Below are 16,120 nucleotides of genomic sequence, written 5' to 3' on the forward strand. Positions count from 1 at the left end.
GCCATCACCTCCGGTCAACCAGGGGGACAGCAGACTTCTTTGGTTAATTATCTCGCCCGCCGCTGCTTTCTTGGCGCATTTGTGCCACAAATCCCCTAGCCGATCATGGCGGCCTGTGCCGCCGCCAAGCGCGCAATGGGCACGCGGTAGGGCGAGCAACTCACGTAGTCCAGTCCGGCGCGGTGGAAAAAAGCCACCGAGGCCGGATCGCCGCCGTGTTCACCACAGACACCGACCTCGATGTCCGCTCGTGCGCTGCGGCCTTTTTGTACCGCCATCTGCACCAGCGCGCCAACTCCGATCTGGTCGATGCTGCGAAACGGGTCGTGCTCATAAACACCCTGCCTGATGTAGTCCGGCAGGAACTTGCCCGCATCGTCGCGTGAGAAGCCCAGTGTCATTTGGGTCAGGTCGTTGGTGCCGAACGAGAAAAACTCGGCCTGCTCAGCAATGCTGTCGGCCACCAATGCGGCGCGCGGGGTTTCGATCATGGTGCCCAGCAAATAGGGCAGGGTTTCGCCGCGCTCGGCAAACACCGCAGCCGCCGTGCGGCGGATCACGGCTGCCTGCAGGTTGAATTCCCGCACCGTACCCACCAGCGGCACCATGATTTCGGCTTTCACATGGATACCTTTGGCGCGCATGTTCAGCCCGGCCTCCAACACAGCGCGGGCTTGCATTTCGGTAATTTCTGGGTAGCTGATGCCCAGACGGCAACCACGGTGACCCATCATCGGGTTGAACTCATGGAGTTCTTCGACACGCATCTTGATCTTGCCCAGAGACACCCGCATCTCGGCCGCCATGATGCGCTGGTTGCCCTCGTCATGTGGCAAAAACTCGTGTAATGGCGGGTCCAGCAGCCGGATAGTCACTGGCAGGCCATCCATGGCTTCGAACAGGCCCTCAAAGTCACCGCGCTGGATGGGCAGCAGCTTGGCCAGCGCTTTGCGCCGCTCAGCCTCGTTGTCGGCCAGGATCATTTCGCGCACGGCGGTGATGCGTTCACCTTCAAAAAACATGTGTTCGGTTCGGCACAGGCCGATGCCGGTGGCGCCAAAGCTGCGCGCCATGCGGGCCTCGGCCGGTGTGTCGGCGTTGGTGCGCACTTCCATCAGTTTGTATTTGTCGGCCAGCGCCATCAGTTTGCCAAAGTCACCACTGAGCTCGGCGTCGCGGGTGGCGATTTTGCCCAGATAAACCTCACCCGTGGTGCCGTTGAGCGATATCCAGTCGCCCTCAGCATAGTGGGTGCTGCCGATGCGCATGCTGCGCGCCTTCATGTCCACAAACACCGCACCCGCGCCCGATACGCAGCACTTGCCCATGCCGCGCGCCACCACTGCCGCGTGTGAGGTCATGCCACCACGCGCGGTCAGGATGCCCTTGGCCACGCTCATGCCGCGCAAGTCTTCGGGCGAGGTTTCCTGGCGCACCAGGATCACGTCTTTGCCCTGTTTGGCCCAGGTCTCGGCCTCGTCGGCAAAAAACACGATCTGGCCGGTGGCCGCACCGGGCGAGGCGGGCAGGCCACGCGCAATCGGTATCGCATCTGCCAGGGCCTGCAGGTCAAACACTGGGTGCAGCAGTTCGTTGAGCCGGTCGGGGGCCACGCGCATCAGGGCCGTTTTTTCGTCGATCATGCCTTGTTGCAGCATCTCCATGGCGATGCGCACCATGGCCGAGCCGGTGCGTTTGCCATTGCGGGTTTGCAGCATCCAGAGTTTGCCTTCCTGGATCGTGAACTCGATGTCCTGCATGTCCTTGAAATGGTTTTCCAGTGTGGTCTCAAAGTGCAGCAACTGCGCGTAGATGTCGGGCATCAGTTCTTCGAGCGATGGGTAAAGGCTCGCACGTTCGGCCTCGCTGATGAGCGCCAATTCGGCCCAACGACGCGAGCCAACCAGTGACACCTGTTGGGGTGTGCGGATGCCCGCCACCACGTCCTCGCCCTGGGCGTTGACCAAAAACTCGCCGTTGAACAGGTCTTCACCGGTGCCCGCATCGCGTGAGAAAGCGACGCCGGTGGCGCTGTGGTTGCCCAGGTTGCCAAACACCATGGCCTGGACGTTGACTGCGGTGCCCCAGGACTGGGGAATGTCATTGAGTTCGCGGTAGACCTGGGCACGCGGGTTGTTCCAGCTCTCAAACACCGCCCAGATGGCGCCCCAGAGTTGCGCCCACGGGTCGGTGGGAAAGTCGTGGCCGGTGCGGGCGCGGATCAGCGCCTTGAAACGCTGCACCAGTTCCTTCAAATCCTGCGCGTCGAGCTCGGTGTCGAGCTTGACGCCCTTCTTTTCTTTCAGCGTGTCGATGATGATCTCAAACGGGTCGTGTTCTTCCTTGGACAGCGGTTTGAGCCCCATCACCACGTCGCCATACATCTGGATAAAACGGCGGTAAGAATCCCAGGCAAAACGTTCGTTGCTGGACCGGGTCGCCAGGCCCAGCACCGCCTCGTCGTTAAGCCCCAGGTTCAGGATGGTGTCCATCATGCCGGGCATGGAGGCACGCGCGCCGGAGCGTACCGACAGCAGCAACGGGTCGGTGGCATTGCCAAACTGTCGACCCATCTCAGCCTCCACAAAGGCCACGCCTGCCAGCACCTCGTTGTGAATCAAACCCAGCACTTTGTCGCGGCCAAGTTCGGTGAACGCGGTGCAGGCCTCGGTGCTGATCGTGAAACCCGAGGGCACGGTGATGCCCAGGCGGCACATCTCGGCCAGGTTGGCCCCTTTGCCGCCGAGCAGGTTTTTCATGTCGGCACGGCCCTCGGTGGTGGTGCCAAAGAGATAAACGTATTTTTGTGAGGTATCCATGACGCGTCTCCTGAGTTGAAACAAATCTTGTCAGTCAACGGGGCGGCACCGGGTGGTGCAGTGTCATGTTGGGCAGAGAGCGCCGGTGGGTCTCGTCAAAACGCAGTATCTACCTGTGGCGCGAGGGGGTCAAGCCTTTGGGTGGGTGCCTCAAACCCGGTCACTTCATCAGGCGACGGGCTGGGCTGACGGCCACGGTTGGCCGTCAGCGGTGAGGAGGGAAAAGTTAGTCTTTGAACACGGGTTGGCGCTTGCCCATGTTGGCCATCATGGCTTCTTGCAGGTCGTTGGACAGCAGCATGGCGGCGTTCCAGGTGGCCACATAGTTCAGGCCGTCGGCCACCGAGTGGTCACGGGCATACGTGATCATTTCCTTGGTTCCCCTGATGGACAAAGGGGACTTTGCTACAATCGTTGTAGCAATCTGGCGCACACCGGCTTGCATCGCTTCGCGCGAGTCAAAGACGCGGTTGACCAGACGCATTTGTAGTGCCTCAGCCGCGTCAAACTTGCGTGCGGTGTAGGCCAGTTCACGCGCCAGGCCTTCACCAATCAGCTTGGGCAGGCGTTGCAGGGTGCCCACGTCGGCGGTCATGCCGATGTCGATTTCCTTGATGCTGAAATGGGCGTCAGCCGAGCAGTAGCGCATGTCGGCGCAGCAAATCAGGTCGATGCCGCCACCAATGCAGGCACCGTGGATGGCGGCCAGCACCGGCTTGCGGCAGCGTTCCAGACTGGTCAAGGTGTCCTGCAAATCCAGGATCACCTGGCGCAGGTTTTCGCGGGTGCGTGCTTCGCAGTCGTTCTGGATCTGGTCACCCATGCCCATCATCATCTGCAGGTCGATGCCGGCGGTGAAAGCTTTGCCTTCCCCTTCGAGAATGGCCACGCGGGCTTCGGGCGTGGCATCGACCCACTGGAAGGCGCGGCGCAGTTCGTGCCACATGGTCAGGTTCATCGCGTTGGCCTTGTCGGGGCGATTCAGACGGATCGTGGCGATGTGGTCGACCAGGCTGACGGTGAGGGTGTCGTAATCCATGGCGCTATCCTTTTGATGGCTTCTGGCCCTTGTTTCATAAGGGCTTGATGTCGATTTGTCTTGTAAGTCAGGTGATGTGCTGGCGCCCAGCGTCAGCGCCAGTTCGGTGCCTTGTTGGATGGCCCGTTTGGCGTCCAGCTCCTCGGCCTTGTCAGCACCACCAATCAGGAACACGCTGCAACCCGCAGCCGCCAGTTCGGCCTGCAACTCGCGTTGTGGCTCCTGGCCAGCGCAGATCAGCACGTTGTCCACGTCCAGCGTCAACTCACGTTCACCCACGGTGATGTGCAGGCCAGCGTCGTCGATGCGGCGGTATATCACCCCGGCCAGCATCTCGACCTGGCGGTTTTTGAGCGAGGTGCGGTGAATCCAGCCGGTGGTTTTGCCCAGCCCTTCACCCACTTTGCTGGCCTTGCGTTGTAACAGCCAGAGCTTGCGCGCGCTTGGCTCGATGTGGGGTTCTTTGAGGCCACCACGCTCGGCGTAAGTGGTGTCCACGCCCCATTCGGCAAAAAACTTGAGTGCACTCAAGCTCGGGCTGATACCTTCACTGAGCAGAAACTCGGCCACATCAAAACCGATGCCACCGGCGCCGATCAGCGCTACACGCTGCCCCACCGGCTTTTTGTCGCGCAGCACATCCAGGTAACCCAGAACTTTGGGATGGTTGATGCCCTCAATCGGCGGGGTGCGTGGCGTGACACCGGTGGCCAGCACCACATGGGCATAACCACCGGCCAGCAGTTCGGCAGCAGTCACGCGGTGGTTCAGCTCAAGCTTGACACCGGTGAGTTCGATCTGCTTGCCAAAATAACGCAGGGTCTCGTCAAACTCTTCCTTGCCCGGCACCTGTCTGGCGATGTTGAACTGGCCGCCGATCTGTGGAGCGGCATCAAACAGCGTGACATCAAGCCCGCGCCGGGCGGCGGTGGTGGCAAAGGCCAGACCGGCCGGGCCCGCACCCACCACTGCGATCTTCTCGCGCCGGGTCGCCGGGGTGATGTTGATCAGCGTCTCGTGGCAGGCTCTTGGGTTCACCAGGCAACTGGTCACCTTGCCAGCAAAGGTGTGGTCCAGGCAGGCCTGGTTGCAGCCGATGCAGGTGTTGATCTCGTCCGCACGGCCCTGCGCGGCCTTGTTCACAAACTCGGGGTCAGCCAGCAGGGGCCGCGCCATAGACACCATGTCGCAAAACCCGTCGGCCAGCAGCTGTTCTGCCACCTCGGGCGTGTTGATGCGGTTGGTAGCCACCAGCGGGATGCCGACTTTGCCTTTGAGCTGTTGCGTCACCCAGGCCCAAGCGGCGCGTGGCACCTTGGTGGCAATGGTCGGGATACGCGCTTCATGCCAGCCAATGCCGGTGTTGAGGAGGGTGGCGCCTGCAGCTTCAATGGCCTGGGCCAGTTCAATCACTTCATCGAGGGTCGAACCGCCTTCGACCAGATCGAGCATCGACAAACGGTAAATCAGGATGAAGTTGGGGCCAACTTTCTCGCGGGTGCGCCGCACAATTTCCAGCGGAAGACGCATGCGGTTGGTATAGCTGCCACCCCATTCGTCGTCGCGCTGGTTGGTGCGTGCGGCAATGAATTCGTTGATCAGGTAGCCCTCGCTGCCCATGATCTCGACCCCGTCATACCCCGCGCTTTGCGCCAGCGCTGCGCAGCGCACAAAGTCGTCTACCGTCTGGTAGACCTCTTCGGTGCTGAGTGCCTTCGGCGTCATCGGGTTGATCGGGGCTTTGAGGCTGCTGGGTGCCACCAGTTGGTCGTGGTAAGCGTAGCGGCCAAAGTGCAGGATCTGCATGGCAATCTTGCCGCCCGCCTGGTGCACTGCCTCGGTCACCACGCGGTGTTTGTCGGCTTCAGCCTCGGTGGTCAGGCGTGCGCCGCCAGGCATCGGGCGGCCTCGGTCGTTCGGGGCGATGCCACCGGTGACGATCAGGCCCACACCACCTTTGACACGCTCGGCATAAAAAGCGGCCATGCGATTAAATCCGTCTTTCACCTCTTCGAGCCCGACGTGCATCGAGCCCATGAGCACGCGGTTGGGCAGGCTGGTAAAGCCCAGGTTCAAGGGCGTGAGCAGGTGCGGGTAGGTCATCATGGTGTCATCCTCTTGTTTGTTGTGTTGTGGCCCGGTTTGTCTTGCAGCAAGCCGCAGGCCATCCCGGGCAGTTTAGGGGCTGCACGGCTGTGGCCAGCATCGGCACATAGAGTGGCTTCCCTAACGGAAAAACAGCCCAACAGCGTGTTGGTGGCAGCAGGGCGCTGGGTTACCATGGGGCGCTTGAATCGGGCCCCCTGTTTCCTTCCATCCTGACCACCCTGTGTCAGAGTCAGAACCCTATGCCAGCCAGTCAAAAGACCCACCGTATTCTTGCCTGTGACAACGCTGATCTGGACACCGCGTTTCTGCTAAGCATGTTGGAGGCCGACGGCTACTCCAACGTGACCGGCATCAACGACGCGCGAGAGGTGCTGGCGCTGCTGCAGCGTGAGCGTTTTGACCTGCTGGTGCTAGACATGGACATGCCCTTCATCGACGGGGTCGAGCTCACCCGACTGATCCGTGAGCAGTTTTCTGAAGCCAGCCTGCCGATTCTGGTGATCACTGCCAGCGCCGACAAAGAAGCACGCAACCTGGCCTTGTTCCATGGTGCGAATGACTACTTAAGCAAACCGGTGGATTCGGTCGAGACCTCGCTGCGGGTGCGCAACCTGCTCACCATCCGCGACATCTACAAGGGCCAGCAGGACACCGAGCAAGCGCTGGAGCACCAGGTCAAAACCCGCACTGCCAAGCTCGACATGCTGATCCGCACCGGCATCATGATGGCCTCGGAGCACGACCGCACCCGGCTGCTGGACCAAATTCTGCTGGAGGGCCAGAAGCTGCTGCAGTGTGATGGCGCCACCTTGTACCTGGTCACCGACGACAAGACCCTGCGTTTTGCCCACCGCACCCGTGATGACCAGTTGCCAGTGGCAGAAATTCCCTTGTACCAGAGCGACACCGGCCAGCCCGACGAGCGTTTTGTCTCGACCTATGTGGCCTTACACAACACCCCGGTGCTGATCGACGATGTGGCCTTGGAGGCCCGTTTTGACCTGAGCGGCACGCGCCGTTTTGACGAACAAACCGGCTACAAAACCGTCTCGCTGCTGACGGTGCCGCTGGCTTCCATCACCGGTGAGGTGGTTGGTGTGCTGCAATTCATGAACGCCCTGGATGCGACCACCGGCCAGGCCATCCCGTTTGCCCCGGGTATGCTGCATCTGGTGCAAGCCCTGGCGGCACAGGCGGTGGTGGCGCTGGACAACCTGCAGCTGATGGAAGCGCAGGAACAGCTGATGGACAACCTGTTCCAGATGATTGCCACCGCGATCGATGCCAAAAGCCCCTACACCGGGCGCCATTGCAACCGGGTGCCCGAGCTGGCGCTGATACTGGCCCAGGCCGCCCATGACGACCAGACCCTGTTTGCTGACTTCCGCTTCGAGACCGCCGATCAGTGGCGTGAATTCAAAATGGGCGCCTGGTTACACGACTGCGGCAAGGTCACCACACCCGAGTACGTGATCGACAAGGCCACCAAGCTCGAGACCATCAACAACCGCATCCACGAAATCCGCACCCGCTTTGAGGTGCTGTTGCGGGATGCCGAGATCAGCCGGTTGCTGGCGCTGAAGGCGGGCCAGTCGCCCGAGCAGGCCAACGCGCGGTACGCGGCACGGGCGACCCAGTTGCAGGATGATTTTGCTTTTTTGGCGGCTTGCAACACCGGTACCCGGCCGCTGTCGGCGCAGGACCTGGCGCGCCTGACGCAGTTGGCGGCTGGCACCTGGTTGCGCCATTTTGACGACCGGCTCGGGCTGTCGGTGGCAGAGGCCGAGCGCCGCGCCAACGAGCCGGTGCAGCCCTTGCCCGTGACCGAGCCTTTGCTGGCCGACAAAACACGCCACCTCTTCGAGCGCGACAGCGCGCACCAGCTTGACCCGCGTTATGGCTTCAAGATGGAGGTGCCCGAGAAGCTCTACAACCACGGTGAACTCTACAACCTGAGTGTGGTGCGCGGTACGCTCACGCTCGAAGAGCGCTTCAAGATCAATGAACACATGATCAGCACCGTGATGATGCTGGAAAACATGCGTTTCCCGAAGTCGCTGCGGCGGGTGCCCGAGTACGCCAGCACCCACCACGAAACCCTGACCGGCACCGGTTACCCGCGCCGACTCGGCAGTGCCGAGCTCTCGATTCCGTCACGCATCATGGCCATTGCCGATATTTTTGAGGCCCTGACCGCCCCTGACCGTCCCTACAAACAGCCCAACACCGTGTCCGAGGCGATCAAGGTCTTGTTTGAACTTAAACAGGCGGGCCAGATTGATGCCGATCTGTTTGACCTGTTCCTGAGCTCCAGGCTGTATGTCGCTTATGCGAACAAGTTCCTCAAGCCCGAGCAGATCGACGAGGTGGACATCGCGGCCTACCTGGGCACGGTGACGCACTGAATCCATTGCCACCTCGGACTATGTTTGGCCGAACCCACACCCAGCGTTGGTCTATGCGTTGGTTGGTGCCCGTGGCGGTGGTGGGGCTGTGTTTGTTGGTCACGCTGCTGGACCCGCTGCCGCTGCAGATGGCGCGCAACGGCCTGTTTGACCAGCTCCAGCGCTGGCAGCCGCGCCCCTATAGCCCGGCGCCGGTACGCATCATCGACATCGATGACGAGAGCCTCCAACGTCTGGGCCAATGGCCCTGGTCGCGCACGCGCATCGCTGAACTCACCACACGTTTGCAGGCCGAGCAACCTGCGGCTATCGTGTTTGATGTCTTGTTTGCCGAGCCGGATCGCACCTCACCCACAGCCATGCTCAAGCTCTGGCCAGCCACACCGGCGTTGCGTCAGCAGTTGCAGGCTTTGCCGGACCCAGACGCAGTGCTCGCCCAGGCGCTCGGATCGGGGCGGGTGGTGCTGGGTTTGGCGCTTGAACGGCGTGAACAACCTGGTGTTTTGCCCGCGCTCAAGGCGCGGTATGTGGCCACCGGTGAGCCGGCTCAAGCCTATGTGCCCGCTTTTTCTGGCGCCATCAATCCGTTGCCCGAGCTGGCGGCCGCTGCCAGTGGCCTGGGGGCGATTGTTTTCCTACCGGACGCGGATGGTGTGGTGCGGCGGGTGCCTTTGTTGATGCGGGTGGGTGACACCCTGGTTCCTTCCCTGGCTGCCGAAGCCTTGCGGGTGGCGCAGGGTGCCAAAAATTTCGGCACCACAACGGTGGCACAGGCCGGGGTGGGCTTGGCTGAGCTGCGCATCGGCCGCCAGTCAGTGCCGACCACGCCGCAGGGTGAGGTTTGGGTGCACTATTCAGAACCCGTGGCGCAGCGGTATATCCCGGCTTGGCAGGTGCTGGCCGGTGAGGTCACTGCGTCGGAGCTGGCAGGCCAGATCCTGCTGGTGGGCAGTTCGGCCCAGGGGCTGCTGGATTTGCGCTTCAGCCCACTGGGTGGGGCACTGCCCGGGGTCGAGGTGCATGCACAGGCGCTGGAGCAATTGCTCACCGGGGGCGGCCTGGTCTACCCGGCCTGGGCCAACGCGCTGGCGCTGCTGCTGGCGCTGCTGGGTGGGCTGGGGGTGGGTTTCATCGCGCTGACTTATGGCGCGGCTTTGTCGCTGGCTGCGCTGGTGAGTCTGCTGGCCGGCTTGGGCGCGCTGGTGGCTTATGCCTTCAGCCGCCAGGGGGTGCTTCTGGATGCCGTAGCCCCAGGTATGACGGTCGTATTTAGCTATGTTTTTTCTAGCGTTGTGCACCATGTGCAAAGTGAGCAACGTCAGCGCTGGATACGCCAGGCCTTCTCGCGTTATGTCTCGCCCAATCTGGTGGCTTACCTGATCAAACAACCCGGTGCCCTGGAGTTGGGTGGGCGGCGCCAGGACTGCAGTTTTGTCTTCACCGACTTGACCGGTTTCACCAGCTGGATCGAGAAGATGGACCCACAACAGGCAGTGCGCCTGCTCAACGACTACCTGGACGGCATGATTGCCATTGCCTTCAAACACGAAGCCACCTTGGACCGGATTGTGGGCGACGCCCTGGTGCTGATGTTTTCTGCGCCAGTGGTGCAGACCGATCACCCGCGCCGGGCCTTGAACTGTGCCTGGGAGATGCACCAGTTTTCCAACGCCTATGTGGCGCGACTGGCGGCCCAGAATGTGCCTTTTGGGCTGACACGCATTGGGGTGCACAGCGGCGAGGTGATTGTGGGCAATGTGGGTGGCAAAACTCTGTTTGACTACCGGGCGCTGGGTGACCCGATCAATACCGCGGCGCGGCTGGAGAGCGCCAACAAACAGTTTGGCACCCTGGTGTGTGTCTCCAAAGCCATTCTGCGGTGTTGCCCGGAGTGGCCAGCGCGCCCCATTGGCCAGGTGCTTTTGCAGGGCAAAACCCAGCCGATTGAGGTGTTTGAGCCGCTGGCCCCCGAGCAGACCGGGGATGCGGCTTATGCCGCAGCGTTTGAGTTGTTGCGCCAGCAATCACCGCAGGCGCTGCAGGCCTTTTTTGAACTGGCCAACCGGCGCTCAACCGACCCGCTGGTGGCTTTACATCTGGCCCGCTTGCGCGCCGGACAAGTGGGTGAGCTGCTGGTGCTGAGCAGCAAGTAGCTTCAGCGCACGATCACTTCCACACGCCGGTTGCTTGGCTCATCCGCATCGTCCGGTGTTTTAACCAGCAGGTTTTTCTCGCCATGCGACTCCACCGAAAGCCGCTCAGTGCTGACACCCGCATCGCTGATCAAGGCTGACACCAGCTTGGCGCGTGTCAAACCCAGTTCATAGTTGGCTTGTGCTTCGCCTTTGGTATCGGAGTGGCCAATCACAGCCACATCCACGCCTGGGCGATGGCTGATGTCTTCCTTGATCACGGGAATCTCGGCCTGTGAGGCTTTGGTCAGGAGCGCCTGGCCCGTTTCAAAATACAGCAGGTAGCTGGTCGGTTTCTTGGGGCTGGCCGCCAGCGCTGCACCAAAATCCTTTTGCAATTGCTCGTTGGTCACGGTGAAGGTCTCGCTGCGCGTGCCCCCCATCAAGGTGCCTTGGTTCTTCTTGTCGAGCACGGTGGTTTGCTGTCCGCTGGTGACCACCACCTGGCCCAGGGTGCCATCGTCATCTGGCAGCAGCACCACATAGTTTTTGGCACAGCCGGTCAGGCTCAGCAGCAGTGCGCTGGCCAGCCAGCAAAGAAGCTTGGCAAAAGTGGGATGTGTGTGTTGGGTCGACATGGTTTACTCCGGAACAACCAGCGCCACAAAATGGGTGCCACGCACACCAATCGTGCCGGTAGGGGTGCGTACCGACACCGCCGAGGGTTTGAGTTTGGCAATCACACCCGAGACATAGTTGAGTGAGCCCTTGCCCAGGCTGGCGCCGAGTTTCAACTGATCTTGCGCCGGGTTGAACAGGTACTCGTCCACCACCAACTCGGTGTCCGGACCCATCGACAACAAGGTGTTGTCGCTCAGTGTGATGCCCAGGCTGGAGGCCGGGCCGGTTTTCAAGGTATCCGACGCCCTCACCGCTGTGCCGGGTGTGGCCTGGGTGCTTTGGCCGCTTGCCACCACCGAGGCCTGCCCCTGCACCGTTTTGATGTAACCGATCACCGCCTCATCGGCCCAGGTGGCCGTTGTCACCAGACCGAGTACCAGTGCCCCTGAGGTAAGAAGTGGCTTGATCTTCATGCTGTGTTCCTGTCAAAGTGTGCTGCGCCGAATGGCATGCTACCAGTGTGCAGCGTGTTGGACAAAGCCGTTTGCTATGGTATGCGGTGGCGGCGCCACAGTATGGTCGCGGCATTTACTCCGCAGCCCTGTGGTTCAGAACATCAGCTGGCGCTGGCTCACAAAGTGGTGCCGGGTCTGGCCGATCGGGTCGGTAAACACCAGTTCTCTGGCCAGCAGCTGTAGCGGGCGAGCAGGGTCGAATTGGCCTTCGGGCATCAAGTCGGGGTAGAGCCCATCGTGGAGGATTGGCAAGCCCAGTGCCAGCATGTGCACCCGCAACTGATGGCGCTGGCCAGTGACGGGGCGCAAGGCATACCGTGCCAGATCCCCTTGCACCTGCAGCACCTCGATGTGGGTCAGCGCATTGGGCACACCGGGCACCTCGTGCTGCAGCATGAAGTGGCCAGCCTCAGTGATGCGGCTGTGGCGTGTTTGTGGCATGGGTACATCCGCTCGCCAGGGCGCAATTGCGTGGTAGGTTTTGTGCACCTGGTGCTGGCTGAACAGGGCGCTGTAGGCGGCGCGGCTGCTTGGCTGTTTGGAGAACAACACCAGCCCGGCAGTGTCTCGGTCTATGCGGTGGATCGGCACCAAGTCGTCGAGCCCCAGCTTGTTCTTGAGCCGCACCAGCACGGTCTCAGCCAGGTAGCCACCAGAGGGCACCACCGGCAAAAAGTGCGGCTTGTCGACCACCAGCAGATGTTCGTCCTGGTACAGCACCACCTCCTCAAACGGGATGAGCGGCTCGTTGGGCACCTCGCGGTAGTAATAGAGCCGGGTGTGGGCCGGGTAGGGCGGCTGGCAAGCCTGCTCGCGGCTGAGTGTGGCGCCGTGTTCATTGATCACGTCACCCCGCGCCAAGCGCTCTAGCCAGGTGTGGCGCGCCACGTTGGGGAAACGCTCGACTAGAAAGTCGATCAGGCTCGGCCAGGGGCCTGCGGGCAGGCCGACACAGCTGGGGCCGACACCGTTTCTTGTTGGGGGCTTAAACCCGCTCAAACACCAGATCCCAGACACCGTGGCCGAGCTTGAGGCCGCGGTTTTCGAACTTGGTCAGTGGCCGGTAGTGTGGTTTGGGCGCGTAGCCTTGTAATTCTGGGTGAGACACAAGCGCGCTGTTTTTGAGCAATGGCTCGGCACCCAGCACCTCCAGCATCTGCTCGGCATATTCCTGCCAGTCGGTCGCGCAGTGGATGTAACCACCGACCTTGAGGCGCGCCGCCAGCTTGGCCACCAGCGGGCTCTGGATCAGGCGGCGTTTGTTGTGGCGCGCCTTGTGCCAAGGGTCGGGGAAAAAGATATGCACGCCGTCCAGGCATTGTTCGGGCAGCATGTGGTCAATGACCTCCACCGCATCATGCGCGCAGATGCGGATGTTGTGCAGGTCTTGTTCACCAATGCGTTTGAGCAGTGCACCGACGCCGGGGTCATGCACCTCGCAGCACAGGAAGTGGGTGTCGGGCAGCAGCGCGGCGATGTGGGCGGTGGCCTCTCCCATGCCAAATCCAATTTCCAGCACGAGAGGTGCCGGTTTGATGTCATTTTGGCCTGTAGCCCTTGTTGTATCAGGGAATGCTGCTGCAAAATCAAGAGTGTTTGGCTGGTACGGTAGTAAAAAACGGGGCCCCAATTCGTCCAAGGCTTTGGTCTGGCCTGCGGTGGTGCGCCCGGTGCGTTTGACAAAACTGCGGATGGCGCGCCGCTCAGGGCTGGCCGGGGCTGATGGGGTGTCTTGGGTCATGGTGTGGGTGCTCAAAGTGCAGCGGATTGTAGATTTGTCGTGAAAATGCGATCAAAATGGCCCCGCTTGCCAAGACACCCCTCATCGGACCCTCATCTATGTCAGACAACCCTGCGCTTTTTGCTCCTGCCTCGATGCCCGAGGCGGGTGCTGAGCGTCGTCTGCGGGCGATTCTGGATGCCTTGCCCGACTTATTGTTTGAGGTGGATCTGGCGGGGCGTTATCTGGACTACCACTCGCCGCGTACCGACTTGCTGGCGGTGCCGCCTGAGGAATTTATCGGCAAGACGCTGCATGAGCTTTTGCCCCAAGCCACCGCCGACGCTTGTCTGGCCGCCTTGAACGAGGCACACACCCAGGGTGTCTCCAAGGGTTGTCGGATCGAACTGATGCTGCCCGATGGGCTGGGCTGGTTTGAGCTGTCAATCTCGCGCAAGGACAATGGTCCGGGGCAAGCCGAGAGTTTTATTGTCTTGTCGCGCGATGTCAGCCAGCACGTTGTGGCTGAACGCAAATTACAAAGGCTGACCCAGCTGTACGCTGCCTTGAGCCAGTGCAACCAGGCCATTGTGCGCTGCAAGAGTGAGGCCGAGTTGTTCCCGATCATCTGTGCGGACGCGGTGAAATATGGCGGCTTGAAGCTGGCCTGGATCGGTGTGATGGACACCACCGGGGTGATCAAGCCGGTGACCTGGGTGGGTGAAGGATCCGACTCCCTGAGTGGCCTGGTCATTGACACCAGCACCGACGCCAGCCAGGGTCTGGGGCCCTCTGACCGGGCCTTGCGTGCCGGTGAACCCTACTGGTTTCAGGATTTCGCCAATGACCCAACCGCACAGGTCTGTCACAACCGGGCCAGAACCTACGGCTGGGGCGCTGCCGCGTCCTTGCCGCTGAAACGCCGTGGCCAACTGGCGGGCCTGTTGACGGTGTATGCGGGTGAGGCCCATGCGTTTGACGAGGCGGCCCGCTCGCTGTTGCTGGAAATGGCGATGGACATCAGTTTTGCGCTGGACCGTTTTGCCGACGAGGTAGACCGAAGGCGCACACAGCTCAGCCTGGCCGACAGCGAAGAGCGCTACCGCAAGGCATTTCACACCAGTCCGGACGCGTTGAGCATCACGCGCCGGTCTGACGGTTTGTACATTGATGTCAACCGAGGCTTTGAGCAGGTGACTGGCTGGGCTGCCGCTGATGTACTCGGGAAAACCTCTCTGGGGCTGAACGTTTGGCGCCGTCCTGAAGACCGCCAACGCTACACCGACGCGTTGAACCGTGAGGGGCATTGCGACAATCTGGAAGCAGAATTCTTGCGCAAGGACGGCAGTGTGCTGACCGGCCTGGTGTCGGCTGCCTTGGTGCGTCTGGACGAGGTGGAGTGTGTGTTGTCGATCACCCGTGACATCTCGGAAAAAAAGCGTACCGACGAGCGCATCACCCAGCTGGCCCATTTTGACCAGCTCACCGGCCTGCCCAACCGCAGCCAGTTGCAGGCGCGTTTTGATTTTGCCCACCAACTGGCGCAGCGCAGTGGTGAGGGCCTGGCGCTGATGTTCCTGGACCTGGACCACTTCAAGAATGTCAACGACACCTTGGGCCACAGCATGGGCGACCGCCTGCTGGTGCAGGTGGCCCAGCGCCTGAGCGCAGCGCTGCGCGCCGGGGACACCTTGTCGCGCATGGGGGGGGATGAGTTCATCTTGCTGCTGCCCTCGGTGACCGAGGAAAGTGCCAGCCAGATTGCGATGAAGCTGCTGGCTGTGATGCACGAGCCGTTCAAGATGGACACCTATGAACTGGTCAGCAGCCTGTCGATTGGTATTGCCCTGTACCCGTATGACGGGCTGGACTTTGAGACCTTGTCCAAAAACGCCGATACCGCGATGTACCGCGTGAAGCAGGCCAGCCACAATAATTTTGCTTTTTTCACCCAGGAAATGCAGTCCCATGCGGCGCGCAAGTTGCAATTGGTCAACGCCATGCACTTTGCGCTGGCGCGTGGCGAGATGAGCCTGCACTACCAGCCGCAGCTGTCGCTGCAAGATGGCCACATCGTGGGTGTGGAGGCCTTGCTGCGTTGGCAACACCCGGAGATGGGCAGCCTGTCACCGGCAGAATTTATTCCGATCGCCGAAGAGAGCGGCCAGATTCTGGTCATTGGTGAATGGGTGTTGCGCAGTGCCTTGACCCAGCTCAAGCGCTGGATCGAGGCCGGCATGGCACCGATGGTGGTGTCGGTGAACCTGTCGGCGGTGCAGTTTCGCCACCCCAATCTGCTGAGTATGGTGACCCAGATCCTCGAAGAGGTGGGTTTGCCACCCCAGTACCTGGAACTGGAGTTGACCGAGGCCATGGCGATGGAGAACCCGATGGCCGCCATCATGCTGATGAACCAGTTGCACGATCTCGGCATTCACCTGGCGATTGACGACTTTGGTACTGGTTACTCGTCTTTGAGTTACCTCAAGAAGTTCAATGTGTCCAAACTCAAGATCGACCAGAGTTTTGTGCGGGACATCAGCGACGACCCAGATGACAAAGCCATCGTCACCGCCATCATCAACCTGGCCGCCAGTCTGAACCTCAAGACCATTGCCGAGGGGGTCGAGACTGCCAGCCAGCTGGCTTTTTTGCGCCTGCAGGGCTGTGATGAGGCCCAGGGCTATTACTTCAGCAAGCCCTTGCCGGTGGCGGCTTTTGAGGCATTCGTCCAGGCTCAGCAGCCTGTGTTGTGAGCCG

General features: G+C 61.3%; 9 protein-coding genes and 1 pseudogene. 3 read left to right on the forward strand and 7 right to left on the reverse strand.

What is annotated here, in order from left to right; translation table 11 throughout:
* Positions 1–95 precede the first annotated feature (95 nt).
* The 3 genes and pseudogenes from ppdK to FDG13_RS11570 all read right to left on the reverse strand — a co-directional run.
* Positions 96–2,819, reverse strand: coding sequence for a pyruvate, phosphate dikinase (ppdK, locus tag FDG13_RS11565; protein ID WP_180127793.1), 2,724 nt, complete (start codon positions 2,817–2,819; stop codon positions 96–98).
* A gap of 226 nt (positions 2,820–3,045) precedes the next feature.
* On the reverse strand, positions 3,046–3,858 hold the full coding sequence (locus FDG13_RS21140; RefSeq protein WP_255435228.1) for a crotonase/enoyl-CoA hydratase family protein: 813 nt from the start codon (positions 3,856–3,858) through the stop codon (positions 3,046–3,048).
* Positions 3,859–3,945: 87 nt separating this feature from the next.
* Positions 3,946–5,964: pseudogene (locus FDG13_RS11570) on the reverse strand (FAD-dependent oxidoreductase); the annotation flags it as partial.
* 242 nt (positions 5,965–6,206) lie between these two features.
* On the opposite strand from FDG13_RS11570, the gene FDG13_RS11575 reads away from it, so the two are divergent.
* Positions 6,207–8,372, forward strand: coding sequence for an HD domain-containing phosphohydrolase (locus FDG13_RS11575; protein WP_180127797.1), 2,166 nt, complete (start codon positions 6,207–6,209; stop codon positions 8,370–8,372).
* A 53-nt stretch (positions 8,373–8,425) separates the two neighbouring features.
* Positions 8,426–10,525 carry a CHASE2 domain-containing protein gene (locus FDG13_RS11580; protein WP_180127799.1) on the forward strand — a complete coding sequence of 700 codons (2,100 nt, stop codon included), beginning with the start codon at positions 8,426–8,428 and terminating at the stop codon, positions 10,523–10,525.
* A gap of 2 nt (positions 10,526–10,527) precedes the next feature.
* Here the strand turns inward: FDG13_RS11580 and FDG13_RS11585 are convergent, their stop codons facing one another.
* The 4 genes from FDG13_RS11585 to trmB form a co-directional block, all read right to left on the reverse strand.
* Entirely contained in the window at positions 10,528–11,142 is a 615-nt protein-coding gene (locus FDG13_RS11585) for an OmpA family protein (protein WP_180127801.1), read from the reverse strand.
* Between the two features lie 3 nt (positions 11,143–11,145).
* The gene (locus tag FDG13_RS11590) at positions 11,146–11,598 is read right to left on the reverse strand and encodes a FecR domain-containing protein (RefSeq protein WP_180127803.1); all 453 of its coding nucleotides are present in this window, start codon (positions 11,596–11,598) and stop codon (positions 11,146–11,148) included.
* Positions 11,599–11,733: 135 nt separating this feature from the next.
* Positions 11,734–12,639 carry a pseudouridine synthase gene (locus FDG13_RS11595; RefSeq protein WP_180127805.1) on the reverse strand — a complete coding sequence of 302 codons (906 nt, stop codon included), beginning with the start codon at positions 12,637–12,639 and terminating at the stop codon, positions 11,734–11,736.
* On the reverse strand, positions 12,626–13,381 hold the full coding sequence (trmB, locus tag FDG13_RS11600) for a tRNA (guanosine(46)-N7)-methyltransferase TrmB (RefSeq protein ID WP_180127807.1): 756 nt from the start codon (positions 13,379–13,381) through the stop codon (positions 12,626–12,628). Before trmB ends, FDG13_RS11595 begins: the two co-directional genes overlap by 14 nt.
* Before the next feature lie 98 nt (positions 13,382–13,479).
* Between trmB and FDG13_RS11605 the strand changes: the two genes are divergently transcribed.
* The gene (locus FDG13_RS11605) at positions 13,480–16,116 is read left to right on the forward strand and encodes an EAL domain-containing protein (RefSeq protein ID WP_255435214.1); all 2,637 of its coding nucleotides are present in this window, start codon (positions 13,480–13,482) and stop codon (positions 16,114–16,116) included.
* Positions 16,117–16,120 lie beyond the last annotated feature (4 nt).

The organism is Rhodoferax sp. BLA1 (assembly GCF_013416775.1).
In the GTDB taxonomy this organism is placed as follows: domain Bacteria; phylum Pseudomonadota; class Gammaproteobacteria; order Burkholderiales; family Burkholderiaceae_C; genus Rhodoferax.

Bases quoted from the DNA above. Each gene is read 5' to 3' on its own strand.
- ppdK (WP_180127793.1), bottom strand. From the start codon at position 2,819: ATGGATACCTCACAAAAATACGTTTATCTCTTTGGCACCACCACCGAG.
- FDG13_RS21140 (WP_255435228.1), bottom strand. From the start codon at position 3,858: ATGGATTACGACACCCTCACCGTCAGCCTGGTCGACCACATCGCCACG.
- FDG13_RS11575 (WP_180127797.1), top strand. From the start codon at position 6,207: ATGCCAGCCAGTCAAAAGACCCACCGTATTCTTGCCTGTGACAACGCT.
- FDG13_RS11580 (WP_180127799.1), top strand. From the start codon at position 8,426: ATGCGTTGGTTGGTGCCCGTGGCGGTGGTGGGGCTGTGTTTGTTGGTC.
- FDG13_RS11585 (WP_180127801.1), bottom strand. From the start codon at position 11,142: ATGTCGACCCAACACACACATCCCACTTTTGCCAAGCTTCTTTGCTGG.
- FDG13_RS11590 (WP_180127803.1), bottom strand. From the start codon at position 11,598: ATGAAGATCAAGCCACTTCTTACCTCAGGGGCACTGGTACTCGGTCTG.
- trmB (WP_180127807.1), bottom strand. From the start codon at position 13,381: ATGACCCAAGACACCCCATCAGCCCCGGCCAGCCCTGAGCGGCGCGCC.
- FDG13_RS11605 (WP_255435214.1), top strand. From the start codon at position 13,480: ATGTCAGACAACCCTGCGCTTTTTGCTCCTGCCTCGATGCCCGAGGCG.